19 protein-coding genes and 2 tRNA genes are annotated in these 24,676 nt (G+C 32.0%); 8 read left to right on the top strand and 13 right to left on the bottom strand.

Annotation, left to right across the window (positions count from 1 at the left end):
• Positions 1 to 84: 84 nt before the first annotated feature.
• The 7 genes from ACQYZ7_RS05185 to ACQYZ7_RS05155 form a co-directional block, all read right to left on the bottom strand.
• Entirely contained in the window at positions 85 to 186 is a 102-nt protein-coding gene (locus ACQYZ7_RS05185) for a small ribosomal subunit protein bS21 (protein ID WP_430728703.1), read from the bottom strand.
• A 50-nt stretch (positions 187 to 236) separates the two neighbouring features.
• The gene (locus tag ACQYZ7_RS05180) at positions 237 to 1,100 is read right to left on the bottom strand and encodes a sigma-70 family RNA polymerase sigma factor (protein ID WP_430728702.1); all 864 of its coding nucleotides are present in this window, start codon (positions 1,098 to 1,100) and stop codon (positions 237 to 239) included.
• A 1-nt stretch (position 1,101) separates the two neighbouring features.
• Entirely contained in the window at positions 1,102 to 1,539 is a 438-nt protein-coding gene (locus ACQYZ7_RS05175; protein WP_430728701.1) for a GNAT family N-acetyltransferase, read from the bottom strand.
• A gap of 545 nt (positions 1,540 to 2,084) precedes the next feature.
• On the bottom strand, positions 2,085 to 4,082 hold the full coding sequence (locus tag ACQYZ7_RS05170) for a protein-disulfide reductase DsbD family protein (RefSeq protein ID WP_430728700.1): 1,998 nt from the start codon (positions 4,080 to 4,082) through the stop codon (positions 2,085 to 2,087).
• A gap of 20 nt (positions 4,083 to 4,102) precedes the next feature.
• Positions 4,103 to 4,549 (bottom strand): protein-disulfide reductase DsbD domain-containing protein, encoded by a 447-nt coding sequence (locus ACQYZ7_RS05165; protein ID WP_430728699.1) that lies wholly within the window; start codon positions 4,547 to 4,549, stop codon positions 4,103 to 4,105.
• Positions 4,550 to 4,693: 144 nt separating this feature from the next.
• Positions 4,694 to 4,766, bottom strand: a tRNA-Met gene (locus tag ACQYZ7_RS05160).
• A 525-nt stretch (positions 4,767 to 5,291) separates the two neighbouring features.
• Positions 5,292 to 5,364, bottom strand: a tRNA-Met gene (locus ACQYZ7_RS05155).
• Positions 5,365 to 5,504: 140 nt separating this feature from the next.
• Here ACQYZ7_RS05155 and era point away from each other — a divergent pair.
• Positions 5,505 to 6,386 carry a GTPase Era gene (era, locus tag ACQYZ7_RS05150; RefSeq protein ID WP_430728698.1) on the top strand — a complete coding sequence of 294 codons (882 nt, stop codon included), beginning with the start codon at positions 5,505 to 5,507 and terminating at the stop codon, positions 6,384 to 6,386.
• On the opposite strand, the gene ACQYZ7_RS05145 is transcribed toward era, so the two are convergent.
• Positions 6,383 to 6,895 carry a GTP-binding protein gene (locus tag ACQYZ7_RS05145; RefSeq protein WP_430728697.1) on the bottom strand — a complete coding sequence of 171 codons (513 nt, stop codon included), beginning with the start codon at positions 6,893 to 6,895 and terminating at the stop codon, positions 6,383 to 6,385. The genes era and ACQYZ7_RS05145 overlap by 4 nt on opposite strands.
• 105 nt (positions 6,896 to 7,000) lie before the next feature.
• On the opposite strand from ACQYZ7_RS05145, the gene der reads away from it, so the two are divergent.
• The 3 genes from der (at position 7,001) to ACQYZ7_RS05130 (ending at position 13,807) form a co-directional block, all read left to right on the top strand.
• Positions 7,001 to 8,308 (top strand): ribosome biogenesis GTPase Der, encoded by a 1,308-nt coding sequence (gene der / locus ACQYZ7_RS05140; protein ID WP_430728696.1) that lies wholly within the window; start codon positions 7,001 to 7,003, stop codon positions 8,306 to 8,308.
• Positions 8,309 to 8,387: 79 nt separating this feature from the next.
• Positions 8,388 to 11,162, top strand: coding sequence for an outer membrane beta-barrel protein (locus tag ACQYZ7_RS05135; protein WP_430728695.1), 2,775 nt, complete (start codon positions 8,388 to 8,390; stop codon positions 11,160 to 11,162).
• Positions 11,163 to 11,422: 260 nt separating this feature from the next.
• Positions 11,423 to 13,807, top strand: coding sequence for a GAF domain-containing protein (locus tag ACQYZ7_RS05130; protein WP_430728694.1), 2,385 nt, complete (start codon positions 11,423 to 11,425; stop codon positions 13,805 to 13,807).
• A 4-nt stretch (positions 13,808 to 13,811) separates the two neighbouring features.
• Here ACQYZ7_RS05130 and ACQYZ7_RS05125 read toward each other — a convergent pair whose 3' ends face one another.
• The gene (locus ACQYZ7_RS05125; protein ID WP_430728693.1) at positions 13,812 to 15,041 is read right to left on the bottom strand and encodes a Pycsar system effector family protein; all 1,230 of its coding nucleotides are present in this window, start codon (positions 15,039 to 15,041) and stop codon (positions 13,812 to 13,814) included.
• 97 nt (positions 15,042 to 15,138) lie between these two features.
• Here ACQYZ7_RS05125 and ACQYZ7_RS05120 point away from each other — a divergent pair, with 97 nt between their 5' ends.
• Genes ACQYZ7_RS05120 through ACQYZ7_RS05105 form a run of 4 tightly spaced genes read left to right on the top strand, consistent with a single transcriptional unit; the run spans position 15,139 to position 20,841 of the window.
• A complete protein-coding gene (locus ACQYZ7_RS05120; RefSeq protein ID WP_430728692.1) occupies positions 15,139 to 16,158 on the top strand; it encodes an XdhC family protein in 1,020 nt (339 codons plus the stop codon).
• A gap of 2 nt (positions 16,159 to 16,160) precedes the next feature.
• Positions 16,161 to 16,748 carry a nucleotidyltransferase family protein gene (locus ACQYZ7_RS05115; protein ID WP_430728691.1) on the top strand — a complete coding sequence of 196 codons (588 nt, stop codon included), beginning with the start codon at positions 16,161 to 16,163 and terminating at the stop codon, positions 16,746 to 16,748.
• 46 nt (positions 16,749 to 16,794) lie between these two features.
• Entirely contained in the window at positions 16,795 to 20,454 is a 3,660-nt protein-coding gene (locus tag ACQYZ7_RS05110) for a ShlB/FhaC/HecB family hemolysin secretion/activation protein (protein WP_430728690.1), read from the top strand.
• A gap of 3 nt (positions 20,455 to 20,457) precedes the next feature.
• Entirely contained in the window at positions 20,458 to 20,841 is a 384-nt protein-coding gene (locus tag ACQYZ7_RS05105; RefSeq protein ID WP_430728689.1) for a DUF423 domain-containing protein, read from the top strand.
• A gap of 41 nt (positions 20,842 to 20,882) precedes the next feature.
• On the opposite strand, the gene ACQYZ7_RS05100 is transcribed toward ACQYZ7_RS05105, so the two are convergent.
• From ACQYZ7_RS05100 to ACQYZ7_RS05085, 4 genes are read right to left on the bottom strand one after another with little or no spacing between them, the layout of a single operon-like run.
• Positions 20,883 to 22,373 carry a M48 family metallopeptidase gene (locus ACQYZ7_RS05100; RefSeq protein WP_430728688.1) on the bottom strand — a complete coding sequence of 497 codons (1,491 nt, stop codon included), beginning with the start codon at positions 22,371 to 22,373 and terminating at the stop codon, positions 20,883 to 20,885.
• Between the two features lie 12 nt (positions 22,374 to 22,385).
• Positions 22,386 to 23,546, bottom strand: coding sequence for a DUF6882 domain-containing protein (locus ACQYZ7_RS05095; RefSeq protein WP_430728687.1), 1,161 nt, complete (start codon positions 23,544 to 23,546; stop codon positions 22,386 to 22,388).
• Between the two features lie 20 nt (positions 23,547 to 23,566).
• Entirely contained in the window at positions 23,567 to 24,208 is a 642-nt protein-coding gene (locus ACQYZ7_RS05090; protein ID WP_430728686.1) for a hypothetical protein, read from the bottom strand.
• A 28-nt stretch (positions 24,209 to 24,236) separates the two neighbouring features.
• Entirely contained in the window at positions 24,237 to 24,647 is a 411-nt protein-coding gene (locus ACQYZ7_RS05085) for a hypothetical protein (protein ID WP_430728685.1), read from the bottom strand.
• Between the last annotated feature and the right edge of the window lie 29 nt (positions 24,648 to 24,676).

Genomic DNA, 24,676 nt, shown 5'->3' with positions numbered 1-24,676 from the left:
CTTCTCTAATAAAAATAGCTCCTTATATCGAGCCTTTTTTAATTGCTTCCTTCTGATTACAGGTGGTTTTGTATATTCTTTTCTTTATCTTATTTCTTGTAATACTATCGTATTTCTGTACTTTCTTCTGTAACGTTTAATTGCTCTGTCGATATTCTCATCTTCTTTTATTTGTACTATTAACATGATTGTATCTTTTTGACTTATATTTTAAGGCAAAAAAAAAAAAACCGAAACTAACCCAAGTAAGTTTGTAGCACTTTAGTTCTTGATCTTTGTTTCAATCTTCTAATTCCTTTTTCTTTAATTTGACGTACTCGCTCTCTTGTTAAATCAAAAGTTTCACCTATTTCAGTTAAACTCATAGGTCGGTAGTTTTCTAAACCGTAAAATAGTTTTATGATATCCGACTCTCTTGGAGAAAGCGTTTCCAAACTTCTGCTAATTTCTAATCGTAATGATTCTTGCATTAAGTCTTTATCTGGTTTAGGTGCTTCTGAAGCTCTCATAACATCATATAAATTTGATGTTTCCCCCTCTTTTAAAGGTGCATCCATAGAAATATGCCTTCCTGAGTTTTTCATAGACTGTTTTACATCAGAAACTGTCATATCTAAAACTTTAGCTATTTCTTCTGGTGTAGGCATACGCTCATTGCTTTGCTCTAACTTAGATACTGCCTTGTTAATTTTACTAATGCTTCCTATTTTATTCAATGGCAAACGAACTACACGAGACTGTTCTGCCAAAGCTTGTAAAATAGACTGACGTATCCACCAAACAGCATACGATATAAATTTAAATCCACGTGTTTCATCAAAACGTTTTGCTGCTTTTACCAACCCTATATTACCTTCATTAATTAAATCTGAAAGTCGTAATCCTTGATTTTGATATTGCTTTGCTACAGATACAACAAAACGTAAGTTAGCATTTACCAAGGTTTCTAGTGCTCGTTGGTCACCTGCTTTGATTTTTTGAGCTAATTCAACCTCTTCATCTGCAGTAATCAAATCAATCTTACCTATTTCCTGTAAGTACTTCTCAATAGATTTTGACTCTCTATTGGTAACTTGTTTTATTATTTTTAACTGTCTCATATTATCTCTTTAGTCTCATTTCTAAATACGGAGTGGTAAACCCTAGCTTTTCGTACAAAAACTTAGCTGGATTGTCTTTTTCTACATGTAAGGCAATATCTCCTTTACAGTTTTCAATAGCATGTGTCATTATTTTTCTTCCAATTCCTTTCCCTCTATACTCATTGTGAGTCGCTATATAGACTAAAATATTTTCTGGAATATATTCATCCATTCCTGTTTTATTTATTATCACCGCTCCTACAATATCACCTTTATCTTCTATTGTAAAAACATATCCTCCTAGTCCTGTTCGCTCTTTAGCTGCATAGTCTATTGCTTTACGAATCGCTGTTTTTTCGTCTCCATATTTTTCAAGGTGTTTGTATAAAAAATTGGTTACTCTTTCTATTTCTAAAGGGGTTATACGATTAAATGCATCGTAAGTTTTTATTGTCATAATTTTTATTTTATAAAAAAGAATAGGTATGTAATAATTATAAGCTTCTTTAGTTCTTTCTCTATTGAAACTTAAATAGCAGTAATACAAAACCTATTTTTATTTGGTGTTTGTCTATTAATGCGGAATACTTTTTCGAAAAGTGTACGATTATCTATAAACCGATACTCGTAAGGTCAAAAAAAACATTTTATAAATCTATTTTTTACTGGCAAATAGCTCTACAAAGTGTTTTTAAATATATTAGAGAATCTTCCCTCAAAAAGAGAAAATTATTATAAACTTAATTTAGAACCCTGGTGGGATAAATTTGTCCGATTGATTACGGAACACAAGGTAGTTGAATGTAAAAACTCGTTGATTTTTTTTCTCGTGTGTAGTATCTACCATATCATACAAAGGTACAAATTTTATAGATAATTTCAAAACAGCTACTGTAAAAGAACCTCTTACATTATTTTATATAACTTTGATAAAACTTACTTCAACAAAAAAGCACTTTAGATTAATCTAAAGTGCTTTTCATTTATACGGTAATTTTTTAATTATTTTTTAAAACTGGTAACACCACTTTCAAGCCAATTATAATACTCATCTACATCTGGCGTATAAGCTATCGGATCAATTATATTTGATTCATCATGGTTCATTAACACATAAAATGGTTGTGAGTTTGCTCTGTATTTAATGGTTTGCATTTCACTCCATTTTTGGCCAATGTATTTTAATTTCTTACCAGGATTTAACTTTGACTCAACAACCTCATCTTCTTCTAATGGTCTTTTGTCATCTACATACAAAGAAATTAACACTACTTTGTTTTTTAACACGTCTAAAACTTTTGGTTTCACCCAAACATTTTGCTCCATTTTTCTACAGTTTACACAAGCATGCCCCGTAAAATCTAACATTACTGGCTTTCCTACTTTTTTAGCATAAGCTAAACCTTTATCATAATCATGAAACGACATAATATCATGAGGAGGCATTAAATGTGCTCCTTCAGGTAAATTTTCATGTCCATTTTCTTGATTTCCTGAACTTACAACTACTTGTTTGGTAAATCCTACACCGTAAGGTGATTCACTATAATGTTGTGGTGGTGGGAATGCACTAATTAGGTTTAATGGTGCTCCCCATAATCCTGGAACCATATAAATAGTAAATGATAACACTATTAGTCCTAAACTTAATCTTCCAACAGATATATGAGTGATTGGGCTATCGTGGGGTAGTTGTATTTTTCCGAATAAATAAAATGCTAATGCTCCAAAAATTGCAATCCAAATAGCAACAAACACTTCTCTTTCTAAGAAATGCAACTGTAAAACTAAATCAGCATTTGATAAAAATTTAAATGCTAAAGCTAATTCTAAAAACCCTAGTACTACTTTTACTGTGTTCAACCATCCTCCTGATTTTGGTAATGAATTTAACCACCCTGGAAAAGCTGCAAATAACGCGAATGGCAAAGCAATTGCTGAGGAGAAACCTAACATACCTACAATAGGCGCTGTTCCTCCTTTTGAAGCTGCCTCCACTAACAAAGTTCCTACAATTGGTCCAGTACATGAAAAAGAAACAATTGCTAAGGCTAACGCCATGAAAAAGATTCCAATTAACCCTCCTTTATCTGCCTGCGAATCTACTTTAGTTGCCCATGAACTAGGTAAAGTTATTTCAAAAGCCCCCAAGAAAGACACTGCAAAAATCACCAAGATTAAAAAGAAAATTATGTTAAACCAAATGTTAGTTGACAGTGCATTTAAAGCACTTGCTCCAAAAATAAAGGTAACTCCAGACCCTAACAATACGTAGATTACAACAATACATAATCCATAGATAATTGCATTTCTTATTCCCTGTGATTTACTTTTACTTTGTTTCGTGAAAAAACTTACTGTCATCGGTATCATTGGGAATACACACGGAGTTAATAGCGCTGCAAATCCTGATAAAAAAGCTATAAAGAAAATTCCTAAAAGACCTTTCTTTTCTTCTTTTTCAGAACCTTTTGAAGCTGCTACATCTGTTGTTTTTGTTTCTTTTGTTTTATCAGCGGAAGCTTTAATAGCTATAGCTTTAGATAAATCAAATACTAAGTCTATCTCTTTTGGAGGTAAACACATCTCATCAGTACAAGCAATAAACTCTACAAAAGCGTTAATTTGTTTTACACTAGCATCTACTAACTCTATTTCTTGTTTAAAAACGGCTTTCTGTGCAAAGGATTTAATATTCATTCCTTCTTCACCAAAAAGTGTTGTAAACTTAACTTCTCCTTTAGGCTCTGTTGTATTTCCTACAATTTTAATTTTCCCTCCGTCATCATCATAGGTAAAAGTTGTTGGAATTGGTCCTCCACTAGGAACTTCTTGTGCATACAAATGCCAACTTCCTTGAATTATTGCTGTACTAACTAGGTTATAATTTGTTTCAGAAATTTTCTCTACACTCGTTTTCCATTCTATTGGATTATGAATTTGGCTCATTGCCGAAAACCCAACAATAAAACAAAGCAAAAATGCTAGTATTTTTTTCATCATATTAAGGGGAAAAAGGATTAATTTACATTAAAAGTCAACTCTACTTCTTTTGGTGGCAAACAGTTCATTCCTGTACACACCATATACTCTACTGCTCCTTTAACAGTAAATTTCTCTGTGGTTTTTAAACGAATTCTCTGAGAAAAAGTAGCTTTAGTATCGAAATACTTTATTTTCATTTCAAAAACTGGATCATTCACTACATGTCCTGCTTCTTCTTTGGTATTTCCTTTTTTCAAGTATTTGGTATCTCCTTCAAAAGTAAATAAGGTTGGAATTGGTCCTCCTTGTGGAATCTCTTGAGAATACAAGTGCCAATCTTTTTGAATCGTTGCGGTAGCTACTAACTCAGCTTCTTTATCTGATATCTTTTTTACAGAAGTATTCCATTTTACTGGGTCATGTACTTGAGCAAATGAAGTACTAACAGTAGCCAGTAATAGGATTAAAAATAATTTTCTCATTGTTTTTATTTAGTTGCGTTATCTTAAACCTGTAAATGTAATGCCTTTATTAGCTAAAACACAAAAGATTAAAAAAAGTTTAACATTAAACAACTAGACACAAAACAAAAAAGGCTTTCAATAAAATTGAAAGCCTTTGCTTAGTAGCGGGAACTGGACTCGAACCAGTGACCTTCGGGTTATGAGCCCGACGAGCTACCTACTGCTCTATCCCGCGATTTGCGATTGCAAAGATACGTCTTTTTCTTTGTTCCACCCAAATAAAAAGCCAATAATTCTTACTTTGATTCTAAAAAAGGAATTCCTCCCTAACAAATAAAATAAAAAGAACAACATTGCCCCTAAAAAACACAGGGCACCAATCTAAGTATAAAGGAACATAGCCCTGAAACATCAGGAACTATAACTCTGGAATAAAAACAGTTCTCTTTTAAATATGATAAAAGATATTTATGACTAGGTTATACTCAAGCCACAGAAGAAGTCAATGCTAGTATTAATACAATTCAGCAGAATGTAACCAAATGGAGACAAAACAAAAATAAGATATCTATTTAGGTTTTTTAAAACTTGAAATAAAATTCATAGGAAGTATGTTTAAGCACTAAAACATATCTACAGCGGATTTCTAATTACAAAATAAATAGAATTTGTAATCCAAAAAAATATCAAATCGAAAACGCTATGATTCTATATCTATCACAAATAAAAAGCTTTCGATTTCTCGAAAGCTTTTGCTTAGTAGCGGGAACAGGACTCGAACCTGTGACCTTCGGGTTATGAGCCCGACGAGCTACCTACTGCTCTATCCCGCGATTTGCGGTTGCAAATATACATCCTTTTTCTTGTTCTACCCAAATAAAAAAGCATTTATTTTTCATATAAATATATTCACCTAAATAACAAGCGTATAAAAAATAAATACTTCTTACATAAAACAACCTATCTTTGCATCATGACACATAAAGCAGGATTTGTAAATATTATTGGGAACCCAAACGTTGGAAAGTCTACCTTGATGAATGCCCTAGTTGGAGAAAAGCTATCTATTATTACTTCGAAAGCTCAAACTACTAGACATCGTATTTTAGGTATTGTGAATAATGAAGATTATCAAATAGTTTTTTCTGATACTCCAGGAATCATAAAACCTGCTTATGAGTTACAAGAATCTATGATGGATTTTGTTAAATCTGCTTTTGAAGATGCCGATGTACTTATTTACATGGTAGAGGTGGGTGAAAAGGAATTAAAAAACGAAGCCTTCTTTAATAAAATTATTCATAGTAAAATTCCTGTAATTTTACTACTGAATAAAGTTGACAAATCCAACCAAGAAGAAGTTGAGGCTAAAATCGAGTATTGGAAAAAGAAAGTACCTAACTCTTTTGTCTATGTTATTTCTGCCTTAGAGAAATTCAATGTTGATAGCGTTTTTTACAAAATAATTGAACTTTTACCTGAGGCTCCTCCCTTTTACCCAAAAGATCAATTAACAGATAAACCCGAACGTTTTTTTGTGAATGAAAAAATTCGTGAAAAGATTCTTCAACACTATAAAAAGGAAATCCCTTATTCAGTAGAAGTAGAAACTGAAAGTTTTATTGAAGAAGACAACATCATAAAAATACGTTCTGTTATCATGGTAGAGCGTGAAACTCAAAAAGGAATTATTATTGGTCATAAAGGAAGTGCTATTAAACGTGTTGGAACTGAAGCCCGTAAAGATCTTCAACAATTTTTCGACAAGAAAGTTTTTTTAGACTTATATGTAAAAATCAATAAAAATTGGCGTTCTAACGACCGTCAATTAAAACGATTCGGATACAAAGATTAGTCTCTTTTAATCGTTCGTAACAACTTTTTGGTGTATTCTTTCAATTCATCCATTTGTTTTTTTCCTGTTGATTTACCTAAACTACCAACCAAGTATAACGCAACCCATACGACAGGTAAAACAACTAACATCACAACTGGTAGCATTGTTGTTTTTTTTAATGACCAGTTGCTGTAAGCTACGATGGCAAAAATTACAAAAGCTGTACCTACCAAAAAGTGAAGAAACATAAAAAAAGTCCATACCTGAGGTTTTGGACCAAACAATCCTTTTATGATTGACGAAGTATCTGATACCTCTTCTATTTCAATATGTAATTGAGGTGACCATAAATGAGCTTCTTTTTCCGGTACATCAATCACTACATGATTATCTACAACCTTCATTTTATACTTAGAAACATCACTTAAATGCTTCTTTATCTCTTCTAATAAAACCTGAGAATTTATTTCATATTCTAATTGAAAACGAGGTTTTAAAAAAATCTGATTGTACAATTTATCATCCATTAAAATAAAATATTAAGAGCCAACAATATAGCGAAAACTATATACTATCTAAAATTCATTACAAATCACCTACTAAATTGTATCTTTGCACAAATTTTTTGCAAAATGAGTATTATTGCGATTGTAGGAAGACCAAATGTAGGTAAATCCACTTTATTTAACCGACTAGTAAAGCGTCGTGAAGCCATTGTTGATTCTGTTAGCGGAGTTACAAGAGACCGCCATTATGGAAAATCTGAATGGAACGGAAAAGAATTTTCTGTAATCGACACAGGTGGTTATGTCATTGGTTCTGATGATATTTTTGAAGGAGAAATACGTAAACAAGTTCAGTTAGCTATTGACGAAGCTGATATTATTGTTTTTGTAGTTGATGTTGAGCAAGGTATTACACCGATGGATGCAGAAGTTGCTAAAATTTTACGTCAAGTTGAAAAACCGCTATTTATGGCAGTTAATAAGGTTGATAACGCAATGCGTGATGCCGATGCTGTAGAGTTTTACAACCTTGGTTTAGGAGATTACTATACTATCTCTTCCATCAATGGAAGTGGAACAGGAGAATTACTAGATGCCATAGCACTAGAAATCCCTAAGCCTGATGAAGATGAAAATAAAGAAGATGAACTACCTCGTTTTGCTGTAGTTGGTCGACCTAATGCAGGAAAATCATCATTTATCAATGCTCTAATTGGTGAAGACAGAAATATTGTAACCAATATTGCAGGAACTACTCGAGATTCTATTGATACAAAATACAATCGTTTTGGATTTGAATTCAATTTAGTTGATACGGCTGGAATTAGAAAAAAATCAAAAGTAAAAGAAGATTTAGAGTTCTACTCAGTAATGAGAGCTGTTCGTGCAGTTGAACATTGTGATGTAGCTATATTAGTTATTGATGCTACTCGTGATTTTGAAGGGCAAGACGAAAAAATATTTTGGTTAGCAGAGAAAAACCGAAAAGGTGTTGTTATTTTAGTAAATAAATGGGATTTGGTTGAAAAAGAAACCAATACTATGCGTGATTTTGAAGCCAAAGTTCGTCAAGCTATTGCCCCTTTTACTGATGTTCCAATCGTATTTATTTCTGCATTAACTAAACAACGTATTTTTAAAGCTATTGAAACTGCTGTTGAAGTTTTTGAAAACAGAAAACGTCGTATTCAAACAAGTAAGCTAAACGAAACGATGTTAGAGATTATGGAACACAATCCGCCTCCAGCAACCAAGGGTAAATTCATAAAGATAAAGTACTGTATGCAATTACCAACACATACACCTCAGTTTGCTTTCTTTGCTAATTTACCTCAATATATTAGAGATCCTTATAAGCGTTATATTGAAAATCAATTACGCGAACATTATAACTTTAACGGAGTTCCAATTAGTATTTATTTCAGACAGAAATAAGTTTAACAATATTTAACTATTAAAAAGTAGTTTTTTCTCTTTATTTGTAGCTCATTGAAAATCATATTGCTATAATATAATGAAAAAACTACTTTTTATTTTTATCCTATTACTTATCAATTCAATTTTTGCTCAATCATATCAGTTTAAAATCACAGGTACGATTAACTCAGAAAAAGATAAAACTGCTATAGATGCAGCAACAGTTCATCTAGAAAAAGCAAAAGACAGTTCTATTGTTACCTACACTATTTCTAACAACAAAGGAAGATTCTCCTTAGAAGGAAAATCTTTCAGTAAAGATGTAAAACTTTTTATTTCTTATGTTGGAATGGACAGCTACTCAAAACCAATACAACTAGACAAAACCTCTAATCTTGATTTAGGCACAATTTTATTGAAAGAAGAAAGCAACTTACTTAGCGAAGTAGTTATTCAGTCACGAGCTCCAATCACTGTTAAAAAAGACACCTTAGAATTTAATGTAAAGTCTTTTAAAACTAAAAAAGATGCTAACGTTGAAGATCTTTTAAAAAAGTTACCTGGTGTTGAAGTTGATGAAGATGGAAAAATTACTGTAAACGGAAAAGAGGTTAATAAAATATTGGTTAACGGTAAACCTTTCTTTGGTAACGATCCAAGTATTACTACTAAAAACTTAACAAAAGACATTATTGAAAAGGTTCAAATTACTGATACTAAATCCAAATCTGAAGCTTTTACTGGTGAAAATGGAGATGCCAATAACAAGACCATCAACTTAACTATAAAAAAAGAAAATAATAAAGGTTGGTTTGGTAGAGTATCTGGTGGCGCTGGGACTGACAAACGATTTGAAGGTGCCGCAATGGTGAATCGTTTTGATAACAACCAACGTTTTAGTGTGTTAGCCAGCACAAACAATATTAACTCGCCTGGGTTCAGTTTTGGAGAAATTCAAAAAATGTTTGGTGGCGGTGGTAATATTTGGATAGGTGGAAACGGCGGATTTAGCATTAATGGAAGGCGTTTTGGCGGCGGTAGTGGTATTATAAAATCAAAAACCGCAGGAGCGACCTATGCCGATGAGTTTGGCAAAGGTTTAGATGTAAATGCTAATTATTTTTACTCTGGAAGCAACTCTAACAATGAATCAAAAAGTAATAGAGAATATACGCTTCCTGATAGAAAGTATTTTTCTAACTCCACTACTACTTCAGATGATGAAAATCACAATCATAGTTTTGACACTGAGTTTGACATCGAAATAGATTCTACTCTTTTAATTAATATTAGACCTACCTTTGTTCTTAATAAACGTGAAGGCAGTAGCCATAGACAAGAAGAATCTTTAGATGAAAACAATACACTTACCAATAACTATACAAGTACAGCTTATGCTACATCTGAAGCCAACAACTTTGAAAACAGATTAGACATTACAAAAAAAATTGGAAGTAATGGTTCTTTCATAAAAGGTTCTATTACAAACCGCATTGATAAATCAGATACGGAAGAAATCAATAAATCTACTATTGAAGTTTTTGGTAGCTCTCCTAGTACAGAAATTAGAGACCAAAAAAGCTCTATTGAGAATGATTTAACTGGAATTACTACACAATTCACCTACCGTTTTCCTTTAGTTGCTAAAAAATTCTTTTTAGATGCAAAATACCGTTATCAACGTAATGAACGAGAAAACAAAGAAAATACCTTTGATTTTAACGACACAACACAACAGTACAGCGATTTCAATACTGACTTAAGTTCTGATTTTACCTATAATGATATTACCAAAACTCCTTCATTAGAATTAGTATACAGAACTAAAAAATGGCGTTTTAATTTCGGAACTGGCTTTATAAACAGAACACTAGAAAACAATGACAAGTTACGCCCTGAGTTAAGCTTACAAAAAGAGTACAACAACTTAGACCTTAACTCTAGTTTCAGGTATCGATTTGACTCTAAAGCATCTGTTTATTTTGACTATCGTTTAAATAACAATGCTCCTAGTATTAACCAAATTCAACCTTTTTCTGATGTAACTAATCCTTCTAATATTGTTACAGGTAATCCAAATTTAAAACCAGCTCAAAATCACAGAGCATATATTAACTTTAACAAATTTAACTGGCAGGCTCGTACTGGATTTTGGTTTTATATAAGTGGTACTCTTTATGAAAATCAAGTAATAACAAATACCTCTATTGACGACGATTTAGTTAGAAAAACCTCTTACGAAAACAATGATGGTGGTTATGATTTATGGGGTGGTGGTAATTATACAAAAAAAGTAAGGCTAGACTCCATTGCTAGTATTAAATTTAGAGCAGGTGGAAACATTAGTTCCAATAAAAACTTTAATATTTTAAATAACGTAAAGGAAGGCGCTAAAACAACTTCCTTAACCCCAAATTTTGGAATCACTTTAGAATGGGATAAACTGGCTTCTATAGAAACACAGTATCGTATTTCTTTTTCAAACACGAAGTATGATGTTAACCAAAATCAAAACCAAGACTTCACTAGACACTCTGTTAATATAAGAACTAAAACAAATATTCCTAAAAAGTTAGAATGGAGAAATGACATTCGTTATACATATAATCCCAATGTGATTGGGTTTAACAAAGCTGCTTGGTTTTGGAATGCTACTCTCGCCTACTCTATCTTAAAAGATCAAGGTACTATTAGCTTAAAAGCGTATGATTTACTGAATCAAAACACCAACGCTCAACGTAGAGCTACTTCAAACTATATAGAAGACTCTGAAAGTACTGTATTACAACAATATTTTATGCTTGGGTTTAGTTGGAAGTTTAATAGCTTAGGTAAAAAAGGAAAAGTTCGAGAGTACGGTTTAGCTTTCTAATAACACCAGTAGTTATAAACATCTTTCTTATTTCTTTATCTTTAAAAATGCAAGGAACACCTATAATAGCCTCAATTATGGTATTAGGAAATCTTTATTTGCTTATTTGGCATTATAAAAACTATAAAACATTATTTATAAAGCCTATATAATTAGCTTTTAATATTCCAAGAACTACTATTTTTTGAAAGGGAGTAGTAATAAAAACGACTGATTACTTACAATTTTGTAAATTTGTATTGATTCATTTTTTTTACTCTATGAACATAAGACGAACGAAAGACATTCAAAATATAGAGCTTCCTTTTAAACTTAAAATAAGTTTTGAAAAAATTGTTGCTCTATTTCAAAAATATGCCGCTAAAGAGTATGAGAGACATCCATACCATCAGTCTTCTATTAATATAGTTCGAGAAGCAAAAAAAGCTCCTGAGTTAATTGATGGTTTTTCGGATGAATCTGTATTAGAAAAGCACAAGGACACTATTGAATTATTACTAGAACCCTTATTTCCTGAATTATTATTAGAGAATGAAATTAAAGCGGTAAGTATCCCCTTTACTTTTACATCTTTCAAGTTCACAAGTCGATTTGAAAAAATTTTACAAAATGCAGGAGAAGACTACGAACTAAAAGTACGTAACTTTGAAAATGATTTAATGTATAAGTATGCTTGTAGCATCATATTAACCGATGTCTATAACTACTCTATTGACATAAAACGCCCCTTTTATTTTGATATTCCTGACAAAACAACCAACACTATAAAAAAATATCGTGCAGCTTTTAATGCTGACTTTATGGAAATTTATCCAACCGAAAATGCTCCAAAAATAACCGAAGAAGATATTAAATTTTTACTTGACAATTTTGATGACATAGATGTTTGGAAAGAAAAATTCCCTCCTGAGTCATATATTTTTAAGGGGTTTGGAATAATGAATTTATTTGATGTAACAACCGATGAAATTATTTCAGAAATAAGAACTAGTCTTATAAAAAAAGACGATGACTTAGTTCACACACTACAAGCAATATTTCGTAGATTCTTTGGAATAAATGATTTATCCTTAGGGTTTTCTATTTTTGAAACCGATTCAAATAACTTTAATTCTTCACATATAAATAAGGAAGAAAGCCTTGTTTTAAATTATGAAAAAGATGTTTCTTGCGATTGTATTTTTTGTAATTATATTTTAGAAAAACTTTTTATTAACAACGAAACTCTTGCTATTTCTGATGTAGAAAAATACGGTAACCAAACAGACAACAAAAGTTTTTACCAACGTTTAAAAGATAAAAAAATTGGTAGCATTATTTTAGTTCCAATACAAGCTTCAACTAAAGGAAGCTTAGCCATTATAGAATTCGCTTCACCAAGACCTTTTGAACTAAACTCTATCAATCAAAACAAATTACAAGACTTAATTCCACTATTTAAAATTGCGGTTGACCGTTTTTCGGAAGAGCATCAAAACATATTAGAAGCTACAATTCAAGAAAACTATACTTCGATACACCCAACTGTAAAGTGGCGTTTTTATGAAGCTGCTGAAAGATTTCACAGAGAATCATTTGAAGTGAAAGAAAATGTTAAGATTGAAAATATTATTTTTCCAGATGTACACCCCTTGTATGGTCAATCAGACATAAAAGGTTCATCCGTTGCTAGAAACACAGCTATTAAAGAAGATTTAACCACTCAACTCTCTTTAGCTATTTCCGTATTATTGGAGGCCTGTAAAATTGAAAGCCTTCCTATTTATAAAGAATTACGATTTAGAGTTGAAGAATATTTATCAGAAGTAAAAAAAGGATTAAAAGCTGGTGATGAAATAGCTATTTTAGACTTCTTAAAACGTGAAATCTACCCTGTTTTTAATCATATAAAAATGGTTAACAAGGATTTAAACTCCTTGGTGGAATCATATATTAATCGTTTAGACCCTAACTTACAAGTAGTATACGAAAAACGTAAAGCTTATGAAGATAGTGTTACTTTACTAAATGATAAATTGGCGTCTTTTATTGATGCCAGACAAGAAGAAGCACAACAAATGTTTCCTCATTATTTTGAACGCTATAAAACCGATGGTGTTGAGTATAACATGTACATAGGTCAGTCATTAACAAAAGAGAAAAAATATGACGACTTATACTTATATAATCTTAGATTATGGCAGCTACAAGTAATGTGTGAAATGGAAAATGTAGCTTTAAAAGCTGCTGAAAAAATGGAGCATAAACTTAGAGTAGCCTCATTGGTTTTAGTACACAGTAATCCATTGGCTATAAAGTTCAGAATGGATGAAAAACAGTTTGACGTTGATGGCGCCTACAATATTCGTTACGAAATAATTAAAAAACGTATTGACAAAGCTCATATAAAAGGAACCGAAGAACGATTGACTGTTCCTGGTAAAATAGCAATTGTATATTCTCAAGACAAAGATGCTGAAGAATATTACAAGTACATTAAATACTTACAATCTAAAAAATTACTAGGTGACGTAGAAAAGTTAGATATTGAAGATTTACAAGGGGTTTCAGGCTTAAAAGCATTACGTGCAGAAGTCATTTACCACAAAGATTTTGATACTCAAAAAACAATGACTATTGATGAGCTTATCCAAGAATTCAAGTAAATTACTATAACAACATTGAAACTACATCTACTACTTTAGATGCTTTTTCTTGCATATAAAATGCAAATGCAAAAGCTATTACGCTTACTAAAATACCAATCATAAAAACGGTATAGGTAATTCGTAATAACTTATATTTTCTGTTTAAAACCAATCCTAAGAAATATAAATCTTTGGTAAGTGATCCGTATAAATAATCACGATCTTGCATCATTTCACTCATTGCCCATTCAAAATCTGGTAACTTCATTTGATGAAAATTCCCAAAGAACAATAGATTTACTTTTTTGTTAGCCACATCTTCCTTTCTAAACTTTCCTTCTGTAACATTTGGTCTAGTTGCTAAAATCGATAGCACTATTGATACCACAGTAAAAAACACAAAAATTATGGTAGGTGTTATCAAATAATGATTTGACGGATTATCTAACTTTGGAATTAACGTTGACAATGTCATCGATATAATAATTGCGTTTACCGACAACAAAATATTTGCCTTCGTGTCTGCAATATCACTTAACGTAATATGATTACGAAGCGCTACACGAAACATAGTTTCAATACCTCTCTCAGGTAGTTCTATCTTATTTTTTTTGTACGCTAACTCTTCCTTTTTTTGTTTCAATTTAGCAGCTTCTTGTGCCTGTTTTTGTTTTCTCTTTAAAAGTTGAGCTATATTTTTACTTTTTTGTTTTTCCCAAAGCTTAGACGCCTTACTTGTATAAAAACGATGTTTCGTTAAAAACTCAATATTGGAATCATCCCACTCAACATCTTTGATTTTTTTCCTACATACTAACTCTCTTTCCTTACGCAATAATTCATTAAAATCAGCATAATTTTTGCTTCCTACGTGAGAACAATCAGCATCTCTCAAAACCTTTTCTAACTCAGTTACAGGTTTAGCTCCCATTTTAGTTGAAGCTATTAATTTAGACACTTCATCAATAACACCTTCTTTAACTTCTTTATTTTTTAAGAAATCAACAGCTATTTTTATACTCTCCTCTTCATGACTTTCAGGATTAACTGTATACCCAACATCATGAAACCACGCCGATAGCGTTAAAACTTGTTGTTGTTCTTCTGAAAAGCTTTCCCCTTCTATTAACTCAAGTGATTTTTCAACCACTCGTTGCGTGTGAGCTATATTATGATATACAAAGTTTTTATCTAATTTCTCACTTAGTAAATCAATTACAAACTGCTCTGTTTCTTGTATCAAACTATTCATGAAAAAGGTTTTTGCTAAAATAATAAATTATTAACCAGTATTAATTTTTAATAAAGTGATAAAAAAGTGTATTTTTAAAAGAGTTTTTTTACACAAAATGACACACGAACTTAAAGAAATCATAAGACAAGCCACCATAAATCAACAACAAGGCTTACAGAATGTTTTAGCAACGGTTGTAGGTTTAGACGGCTCTTCTTATAGAAAACCAGGAGTTAGAATGTTACTTTCTTCTGACGGAAAAATAATTGGAGCTATTAGTGGGGGCTGTGTTGAAAAAGAAGTACAACGTAGAGCTCAATCGGTTTTTGAAAATAACAAACCTAAGGTAATAACCTATGATGGGCGTTATCGTTTAGGTTGCGAAGGAATATTATATATTCTTTTAGAACCTTTTAATCTTTCAACTTATTTTATTGAAGCTTTCTCAGAAAACAATATTCAAAGAGAGTCGTATAACATTACATCATTCTTTCTAAAAGAAGATGAAGCATACGGGAATTTCGGTTCTATAATTCAATTTAACAACCAACAAAGATTTTCTTTCAACAAAGATTTTTATTCTGAAAAAACAGACCAGTTAACTACTTTTAAACAAACCTTACAACCACTATTTCGCCTGCTTATTATTGGTGGAGAGCATGATGCTGTGAAACTTTGTGCACAAGCTACTCAATTAGGGTGGGAAGTTGATGTAGTTACCTCCATAAAAGATCCAAAAGAGTTAGCCGATTTTCCAAGTGCTAAATCGGTAGTTGCGCAAACTCCAGAAGTAATTCAGCTTTCTCATGTAAATAACAATACTGCAGTTGTTATTATGAATCATAATTTTACATACGATTTACGTTGGTTGATTAAATTACAAGAGCAAAACCCTGTTTACATTGGTATTTTAGGTGCTGCTAAACGACGAGAAAAACTATTTAACGAACTATTTGAATTTTCACCCGATATTACTGATGATTTTTTAGATAAAATTCATACTCCTGCTGGTTTAAATATTGGAGCTGAAACTCCTGAAGAAATTGCATTATCAATCTTAGCAGAAATATTATCAGTTATTCGAAACAAGGAAGTATTTTCTCTAAAAAAGATTACTGGGCGAATCCATAATTAAATATGATGCAAAAAACAGCAATTCTCATATTAGCTGCAGGGAATGCTTCCCGAATGGGAAAAATAAAACAATTACTTCCTTACAAAAACACTACGCTACTGAAATGGACAATTAAGCAAGCACAAAAATCAGTTGTAGAAAATGTGTTTTGCGTATTAGGAGCTAATAAAGAAACTATTGAAAAGGAGCTTAAAACGAGTGCTGTTGAAACAATTTACAATCCAAATTATCAAAACGGTTTAAGCTCTAGTATAGTAATTGGAATTGATTTCTTACAAAAACATAACTTTGACTATGCTTTAATAATGCTCGCAGATCAACCTCACATTACTTTTCAGTGTTTAAATAGGTTGGTTAAAACTTCAAAAAACAATCCTTCTAAAATAATTGCTTCCAATTACCAAGGTAGCGTTGGAGTTCCTGCTGTTTTTCCAAAGGACTATTTTAATAATTTACTGAACTTACAAGGTGATAAAGGAGCTAAGAATTTTCTATTACAACATAACGATGATGTTATTAAAGTAAACTCATCTCAAAACTTGATAGACATTGATACTCCTGAAGACTATCAGCGCTTACTAAGGCAGTAATTTTAGCTTAAAAAGCCTTATTTTTACATAACCAAAAAAACTGAACATGAACTTAACCAAGTTTTGCATGTACCTAACTATAGCTTTTATAGTTAGTGGTTGCGCATCCTATAAAGCTAAGTACGCAGATAAGACTTCTCCAAAAACAATTCAAACAAATAAAGAATTGGTACACTCCTTTTATTTAATTGGAGATGCTGGTAATGCCGAAATGGGACAGACTACCCCTACTCTAAAATATTTTCAAGAAAAGTTAGCTAAAGCAACTAAAAATGCTACCACCATATTTTTAGGAGACAATATATACCCATACGGAATACCAAGTAAAAAACATAAAGATAGAGCCTTAGCTGAACATCGCTTACAAACACAAATTGATGCTTTGCAAGACTTTAAAGGAAAAACAATTTTTATCCCTGGAAATCACGACTGGTATAATGGTGTTGATGGTTTAAAGCGTCAAGAAAAAATGATAGAAAAAGCTTTAGGTAAGGACTCTTTTTTACCTGAAGGTGGGTGCGGGTTAGATAAAATAAAAATTAACGATGACCTTACTCTAATTCTTATTGATAGTCGTTGGTTTATTATGGACTGGGATAAAGAACCTAAAATGAACGATAACTGCGATATTAAAACTCGTGAGCATTTTATACAAGAAGTATCTAGTTTATTTAAAAAGAATAGATATAAAAATGTTGTAGTAGCTGTACATCATCCACTATATAGTAATGGTCCACATGGAGGAAGTTTTTCTGTAAAAGACCACATGAGTCCACTACCTGTTTTAGGTACTTTAAAAAATGTGTTACGTTCACATGTAGGTATACAAACCGATATTTTTAATAAAAGTTATAGTGACTTTGTTTCTCAAATACAAACAGTATCTGATGATTTTACAGACAATGTTGTATTCGTTTCTGGTCACGATCACAACTTACAATACATAGAACAAGACGGATTTAAACAAGTAATTAGCGGTTCGGGTTCAAAGCAATCAGCTGCTTTAGTTGGTTATGGAGGTCAATTTACCTATGGTAATCATGGATATGCTAAATTAAATTACTACAAAGATGGTTCAGCAATTATTGAATACTATGCTGCCAATACCAAAGATGGTCACAAACTTTTATTCAGTAAAGAAATTGTAAAACCAAAACAAACAAAAACCTATTCAAGTTTTCCTGAGTACGAAGAACACAAGAAATTTGTAGAAACCTCAATTTACCCTCCTGAAGCTACTGATGTTAGTGGTTTTCATAAATTTATGTGGGGAGATTTAAACAGAGACAAGTACGGAAAAACAGTAAAAGTTCCTGTACTAGAATTAGAAAATGTTTTTGGAGGATTAACTCCTATTCGACGAGGAGGTGGTAATCAAACAAATTCGTTACGATTAGAAAATCCTGAAGGTAAACAGTATGTTTTACGTTCAATGGTAAAAGACGGAAGCCGTATTATGGGAGGTATTTTAAAAGGAACGTTTTTAGTTGATGTGGTTCAAGATATTTTTACCATGTCGCATCCATATGCTGCTTTTGTACTTCCTGATATGGCAGAAGCCGTAAATATTTATCATACCAATCCAAAGCTATATTACATGCCTAAACAACCTGCTTTAGGAAAACATAACGACATCTTTGGAGGACAGTTATACTTATTAGAAGAACGACCTGCTGGAGACCGTAGTGAACTAGACAACTTTGGAAATTCAGATGATATTGTTAGCACATTTGATGTGTTAGAAAAAATTAGAAAAAATAGCAAACACTCAATTGATCAAGAGTGGGTAGTTCGCTCGCGTTTGTTTGATATGGTAATTGGTGACTGGGATAGACACGAAGACCAATGGCGTTGGGCTTCTTTTAAAACCAAAGACGGTAAAAAGTATTATCGTCCTATTCCTAGAGATAGAGATCAACCTTTTTCTAAGTTTGATGGAGTTATGATTCCACTTTTTCAGCAATTTGCCCCCTTAGTAAGAAATATGCAAACTTTTGATAACGACATCAAAAACATGAAATGGTACAACAATTACGCTCGCTTTTTTGATGCTGCTTTTTTAAATCAATTAACTTTAGATGATTGGAATAAACAAGTTGAATATATTCAACAACATTTAACCGATGAAGTAATTGAAAAATCAATTCAACAATTACCAAAGGCTATTTACGATATTGATGGAAAAGAAACCATTGCTAAAATTAAGGCTAGAAGAGATAAATTAAAAGAAATTGCTAAACGTTACTACACCAAACTAAATAAAGTTGTACATGTAGTTGGTACTGATAAAGATGATAAATTTATCATCAAACGTTTAAATGGTGAGGAAACTAGTGTTGTTGTTTTTAGAAAAGAAAATGAAATCTATAACCGTGTTTTCAAAACAAAAGAAACTAAAGAAATACAGATTTATGGTTTAAATGGAGATGATGAATTTTTAATTTCTGGTGATGTACATGATGGAATTTTGTTAAGAATTATTGGAGGTCAAAATCACGATGTGTACATCGACAAATCATCAGTTGCTGGTTGGGGCAAGAAAACTAAAATTTACGACTTTAAATCAAAGAAAAACACCATAAACCCAAGTTCTGAAACTGCAGATTTACGTTCTGATAGTTATTTAAAAAATACCTACGATGCACATGACATTAACAACAATACAACCATTATTTTTCCTAGCTTAGGTAGCAACCCAGATGACGGTTTCTTTTTTGGTGCTTCTGTAATTCACACTCAGCAAGGATTCAAAAAACATCCATTTGCAAGTCAACATATTTTAGCAGCAAACTATTACTCTGCAACTGGTGGATATGATTTAGAGTACAATGGTGAATTTACCGAGCTAATTGGTAATTGGAGCTTACATTTGCGTGCTAAAGCTACTAGTGATAATTATTCTTTTAATTTCTTTGGATGGGGTAACGAAAGTATTTACGATCATAGTTTTGATTTAGATTATTACCGTGTTAAAAAAGAAGAAATTAGTTTTTCTCCTTCGTTATTAAAAAGATTACGAGGTGGAAGCATTTTTAAAATTTCAGGAATTATTGAGTCGATAGAAGTTGAAGACACTCCTAATCGATTTATCAATAATTTTGATAACCAGCCTACAGCTATTTTTGATACTAATTATTTTTGGGGTGGTGAGTTTAACTTTAATCACAACCGTGTAGACAATAGAAGTTTCCCTACCAAAGGGATGAATTTCGATTTAGCGGTTGGAGCTAAAGCTAACGCAGAAAACTTTGACAGACGTTTTGGTTATATTAAAAGTTCTTTAGCTATGTACCAAAACCTAGTATTTAATCGTTCGTTAGTTTTTGCTTCTGAAGTGGGAACTCAAATTAATGTAGGAAACCGCTTTGAAATTTACCAATCGGCTACTTTAGGTGGTGATCGCAGTTTACGTGGTTTTAACAGAGAACGTTTTTCTGGAACCGAAAGCTTTTACCATAGTAATGACTTACGTTTGCGTTTTGGTCGCATTCGCACAGGAATTATCCCTATAAAAGTTGGTGTTACTGGCGGGTTTGATTACGGTCGTGTGTGGTCTCCTTATTCACCTAATTCAAAGAAATGGCATACTAGTTATGGTGGTTCTTTTTGGTTAAGCGGAATTGACTTATTCACTGCAAATATTTCATACTTCAAAGGAAACTCACAAGAAGATAGAGTTGCTTTAAGTATTGGTTTTAATTTTTAAAATATGACACAACAAATTGTATTAATTACAGGAGCTTTATTTGGTATGCTTGCTGTAATATTTGGTGCTTTTGGAGCACATGCTTTACAAAAAGTTTTATCTAACGAACAGCTAAAATCGTTTGAAACGGGTGTAAAATATCAAATGTATCATGCACTCGTTTTATTATTTATTGGAAGTTATTTTAAAGTACCTAATTCGGCAATATATTACGCTTTTGTAATTGGAATTATACTGTTTTCCTTTAGCATATATGGTTTAGTATTATCGGATGCAAAAGGTAAAAAAATGAAGTTTTTAGGCCCGATTACTCCTTTAGGTGGTTTACTACTAATTGTTGGATGGGCACTTTTAATCTATAAAATAAGCCAAACCATACACGGTTAATACGTATAGTTTGGCTAGCATGGTAAACAAAAATCATATTGTTAATCAACGCCTTGGGCATCACTGATTATTCTATCGATAAACTCAGTTTTTATATATAATTGTTTTGCTAAGTTGTATAGTACCTCAATTTCTGAAGTGTCTATGCTTCCATCAGCATAAGAAATAATAGATAAATCTCTTAGAATATTTAATTTTTGCATTACAGAAATTACAATATCCAACTCTTTAGCTAACGCCATGATTTCATCAATAATGTCTTGTTCTGTTAATCCTTTAATGGTTAACATACATTGAGCAAAAACCGATGGTGACACAACACTACTTAACGCTTGAATTTCAGAATCATCCACAACACCATCTGCCTTTGAAATCATATAACCACCTAAGAACATAAAGCGCTGAATTTTTTCTGAATGCTCAGTTTCGTTTCCTAAGTCTTCTGGTTCCATTAACGACATAATTCGTTGTATTTCCAGTTCCATTGCTTCTTCTGTTATTTCTCCATTAATCTCAGGATTAAATAATTCGTACGTTTTACTCTTATTAAACAACTCTAGCGCTTTAATTCGTAGCGGACTAAATGGATGGCTACTATACCAGTCTGACGGATCATGAGTATCATCATTTAATACTTCTTCTAAATCTGAGAATTGATTGATGTACTCAGTTAATTTAAAATCTAAAGAATCAGAAGTTACACCTGAAGATAGCTTGAAAAATGTTCTTGCTGCTGCTTCAAAGCTATTACAACATAACAATCCTGCTCTATCAGCACTAATTTCAGCATTACGATTCCACGCATATAATTTCATTGCATGAATTGGAGCTAAATCGTTTGCTCCTTCATCTAAAATATGTTTTACTGGATAGTTAAAATGCTCGAATAAAACATGTCCTATTTCATGACCAATAACAAAAGCTAACTCATCTTTTGTAAAACGCTCTAAAATTCCTGAAGTTAAAATGATATATAATTTATCTTCGTCTGGCGGGTAACATGATGCATTGAATTTATCGTTTTGGTACACGAAAAACTCAATATCAGCTTTCAGTTTTAAAACCTCTTTACAATGCTCTCCAATTTCATGAAGTACTGGTGCTAACATTTTTGTTAAACGTAAACTTGATTTTAACAAGTGTCTTCTAGACTTGAAAACTGGGTTGTTCTCTTTTATTCTTTCTAGCGTTTTTTGGATTAGTTCTTCTTCTTGAAACTCTAAAACATAATCACGATCTCCATCATACACCAGCGCATTTAAATCAATATCTGCTCTGGAATTGTCATATACCTCCTGAATGTTTTCTGTTACATTTTTAAGATTTAACTCGTTAATCTCTTCAATACGTTTTGTGTATTGTTCTGCTAATTCTTTAGCTATATTTTGAAAATGAACACTTGCTTGATGGATTAAATCGTTGTCGCCATTCTGTTGGGCAAGATTCAAATCTTCCATCATTTTATTTTGCGCCTGTGTTAAGGCTTCTTGATGCTCTTTTTCTAATTCTGATAATGTGGTAGATTGATACATACTATTTCTTTTTTAAGCTCCTACTGGAACTGTTGAGTTAGACAATTTTAATAATCTTCCTTTCAAGTCAAAAATTCCTAAAATTTGATCATCTCCTTTTTTAGCAACTATATTATTTCCTGAAACTTCAACCTCATATCCTTTTTGAACTAAATAACAGAATAATGCATGTTTATGTTCAAAATCCATTCGAGTAGTTGTTTTAGAGAAGTGTGAACAGATTAAAGCTGGAATGTTTATTTCCTTTTCATCTACCACATCAGTATACAACAATACATACACTGTAAGTCCTTTAAAAGTTAATGGTGCATAACAACTTGCCTGATTTATCCCAGTTGCTACAAATGAGAAATAATGACCAGGATCGTGTTCTGTTTCTATTTTTGATGATAGTAAATCTTCTATTCCATGTCGTTCACCAAGAGCTTTCATTTCTAACGAAGCTTCTAAAAATTGTTCTGGAATACCACTTTGTTTATTTGCCCAAGCCCATAGCCAAGATTGTTCATTATGAGAATACGTCCCCAATACCTGCATTTTAAAGGTAAGATCACCGTAAGTTACCGTACCTTGAAGCATATCACAATTCCAAGGTAAACCTTCAACAATATCAGCTAGGTTGTCTTGCTTTTCAAAAGCTAAGGCTACATATTGATTGTGTAACTGAGGTAAGCTTAACTTTACAGTATTATCTACCTTTCCTCCTACTATATTATTTGGGTTTTCTGTACTTTCAACACTAGCTTCACTTTCTGAAAATTCTTCTAAATGAGTTTCTAAAAGATGTACAATTCTTTCCGTTTTTTCTTCCACTTTGTCAGCATTCATAATTGGGCTGTGATTAATGGTTAATACCCCATCTACAAAAGTGATTGCTCTTTCTAAATTATGCTCGTTGTTTTCATTAACAATCTTTACTTCTTTTAATCCATTTTTTAGCAACTCCCCTCCAATTTCATCAATGTTAACTGCTTTGATAGCTTCTATTAACGGTTGAAAATATATTTTTGGAAACGTATCATTGTATAGGTGAGAAAACTTATCTTCTACCAATGTATCCCACGCTATGTTTAATGATACGTTAAATCCTGCTTTATTATTTATTTCCGATTCTAATGATGGAAATGATTCGCTTTTAAATGTTTGAACTGCTCTTTTTTCTTTAAGACCCATTTTTTAATAATTTTATTATTCTACAATATTTTTTCTATCTTTTCAACAAAAAGACTCTCTAACTCTTTTGGCAGTGCTTTAGTAATTTCAATACCAATTTTTAATACACTTCCTTCTTTGCTTACTAACAATTTTTCTGTGTTAGAAATAGCGACAGTTTTTATTTCTTTCCATGCTACTAACCCCATTTCATCCTCTACTATTAGTTGTTTTGCTTTTAATAAACTTGTAATAGCATCTTTACAATTTAATCGAGCATTAGCTTCTTGTAATTCTAACTTTTCGAATGATAAGTTGATGGTTGTTTCTAACAACGATTCTTGCTCAAGAGTCCATCTTCTTAATTGTAAAGTACTGATAGGCTCTTCTCCTAACGGACGACTAATGCTTCCTTTTGATAAAGAAACTGCCATTTTTTTAGGCTGTTTGATTCGTAAAGTAGATACATCTTGGAGGTCGAAAAACAACACTTCTTGTTCTTCGGTTCTCATACATACAAATGTTTGGTATTCTTCTTTTGTAATATCAATTACAAACCCTTCTAAGTAGATTCCATTCTTTAATGATAAAGCAACTTTTAACTGTTTCTTTTCACTAAACATGTTTTGAATTATAGCAGCTGGCGACTGTGCTTTAAATTGATTGATATAATCTGTTTCCATAGCAATTTTTTTGTTATAGATTACTAGACTATAAGTTGTTTTCTAATAAATCAACAAGTACATCTGTTCTATCTTCAACTTGATCTGCGTTTAAAATCGGGCTATGGTTTACTTGTAAAACTCCTTCTTCAAAGGTGTAAGCACGTGAAGGATTATGATGATCGTCTTTATTGGTAATCACTACCTTCTTTAACGATTCTGCTAATGCCTCTTTTCCCATATCATCAGTTGCAATGGCTGCAAAAGCATTGATAAGTGGTTGGAAGTAAATTTTAGGATAACTGTCTTCGTATAAATGCAAAAATTTATCTTCAAACATGGTATCCCACTCAACATCTATTGTTACGTCAAAACCAGCTGCATTGTTTATTTGTTCTTTTAATGCAGGATATTTTTCTTCTTGAAAAGTTTTCGTAAATCTTTTTTCTTTAAGTCCCATTTGATTGTTTTTTTTAAGGTTACTTTCAA

Origin of the sequence: Tenacibaculum sp. SDUM215027, from assembly GCF_050566205.1 — a bacterium.
Classification (GTDB): Bacteria; Bacteroidota; Bacteroidia; order Flavobacteriales; family Flavobacteriaceae; genus Polaribacter.
This window is presented reverse-complemented; position numbering and strand designations above follow the sequence as displayed.

Coding starts and splice junctions, on each gene's coding strand:
- ACQYZ7_RS05145 (WP_430728697.1), bottom strand. CDS start 6,895: ATGGATGATAAATTGTACAATCAGATTTTTTTAAAACCTCGTTTTCAA.
- era (WP_430728698.1), top strand. CDS start 5,505: ATGACACATAAAGCAGGATTTGTAAATATTATTGGGAACCCAAACGTT.
- der (WP_430728696.1), top strand. CDS start 7,001: ATGAGTATTATTGCGATTGTAGGAAGACCAAATGTAGGTAAATCCACT.
- ACQYZ7_RS05165 (WP_430728699.1), bottom strand. CDS start 4,549: ATGAGAAAATTATTTTTAATCCTATTACTGGCTACTGTTAGTACTTCA.
- ACQYZ7_RS05095 (WP_430728687.1), bottom strand. CDS start 23,546: ATGGGTCTTAAAGAAAAAAGAGCAGTTCAAACATTTAAAAGCGAATCA.
- ACQYZ7_RS05180 (WP_430728702.1), bottom strand. CDS start 1,100: ATGAGACAGTTAAAAATAATAAAACAAGTTACCAATAGAGAGTCAAAA.
- ACQYZ7_RS05185 (WP_430728703.1), bottom strand. CDS start 186: ATGTTAATAGTACAAATAAAAGAAGATGAGAATATCGACAGAGCAATT.
- ACQYZ7_RS05105 (WP_430728689.1), top strand. CDS start 20,458: ATGACACAACAAATTGTATTAATTACAGGAGCTTTATTTGGTATGCTT.
- ACQYZ7_RS05175 (WP_430728701.1), bottom strand. CDS start 1,539: ATGACAATAAAAACTTACGATGCATTTAATCGTATAACCCCTTTAGAA.
- ACQYZ7_RS05130 (WP_430728694.1), top strand. CDS start 11,423: ATGAACATAAGACGAACGAAAGACATTCAAAATATAGAGCTTCCTTTT.
- ACQYZ7_RS05170 (WP_430728700.1), bottom strand. CDS start 4,082: ATGAAAAAAATACTAGCATTTTTGCTTTGTTTTATTGTTGGGTTTTCG.
- ACQYZ7_RS05120 (WP_430728692.1), top strand. CDS start 15,139: ATGACACACGAACTTAAAGAAATCATAAGACAAGCCACCATAAATCAA.
- ACQYZ7_RS05115 (WP_430728691.1), top strand. CDS start 16,161: ATGATGCAAAAAACAGCAATTCTCATATTAGCTGCAGGGAATGCTTCC.
- ACQYZ7_RS05135 (WP_430728695.1), top strand. CDS start 8,388: ATGAAAAAACTACTTTTTATTTTTATCCTATTACTTATCAATTCAATT.
- ACQYZ7_RS05110 (WP_430728690.1), top strand. CDS start 16,795: ATGAACTTAACCAAGTTTTGCATGTACCTAACTATAGCTTTTATAGTT.
- ACQYZ7_RS05125 (WP_430728693.1), bottom strand. CDS start 15,041: ATGAATAGTTTGATACAAGAAACAGAGCAGTTTGTAATTGATTTACTA.
- ACQYZ7_RS05090 (WP_430728686.1), bottom strand. CDS start 24,208: ATGGAAACAGATTATATCAATCAATTTAAAGCACAGTCGCCAGCTGCT.
- ACQYZ7_RS05085 (WP_430728685.1), bottom strand. CDS start 24,647: ATGGGACTTAAAGAAAAAAGATTTACGAAAACTTTTCAAGAAGAAAAA.
- ACQYZ7_RS05100 (WP_430728688.1), bottom strand. CDS start 22,373: ATGTATCAATCTACCACATTATCAGAATTAGAAAAAGAGCATCAAGAA.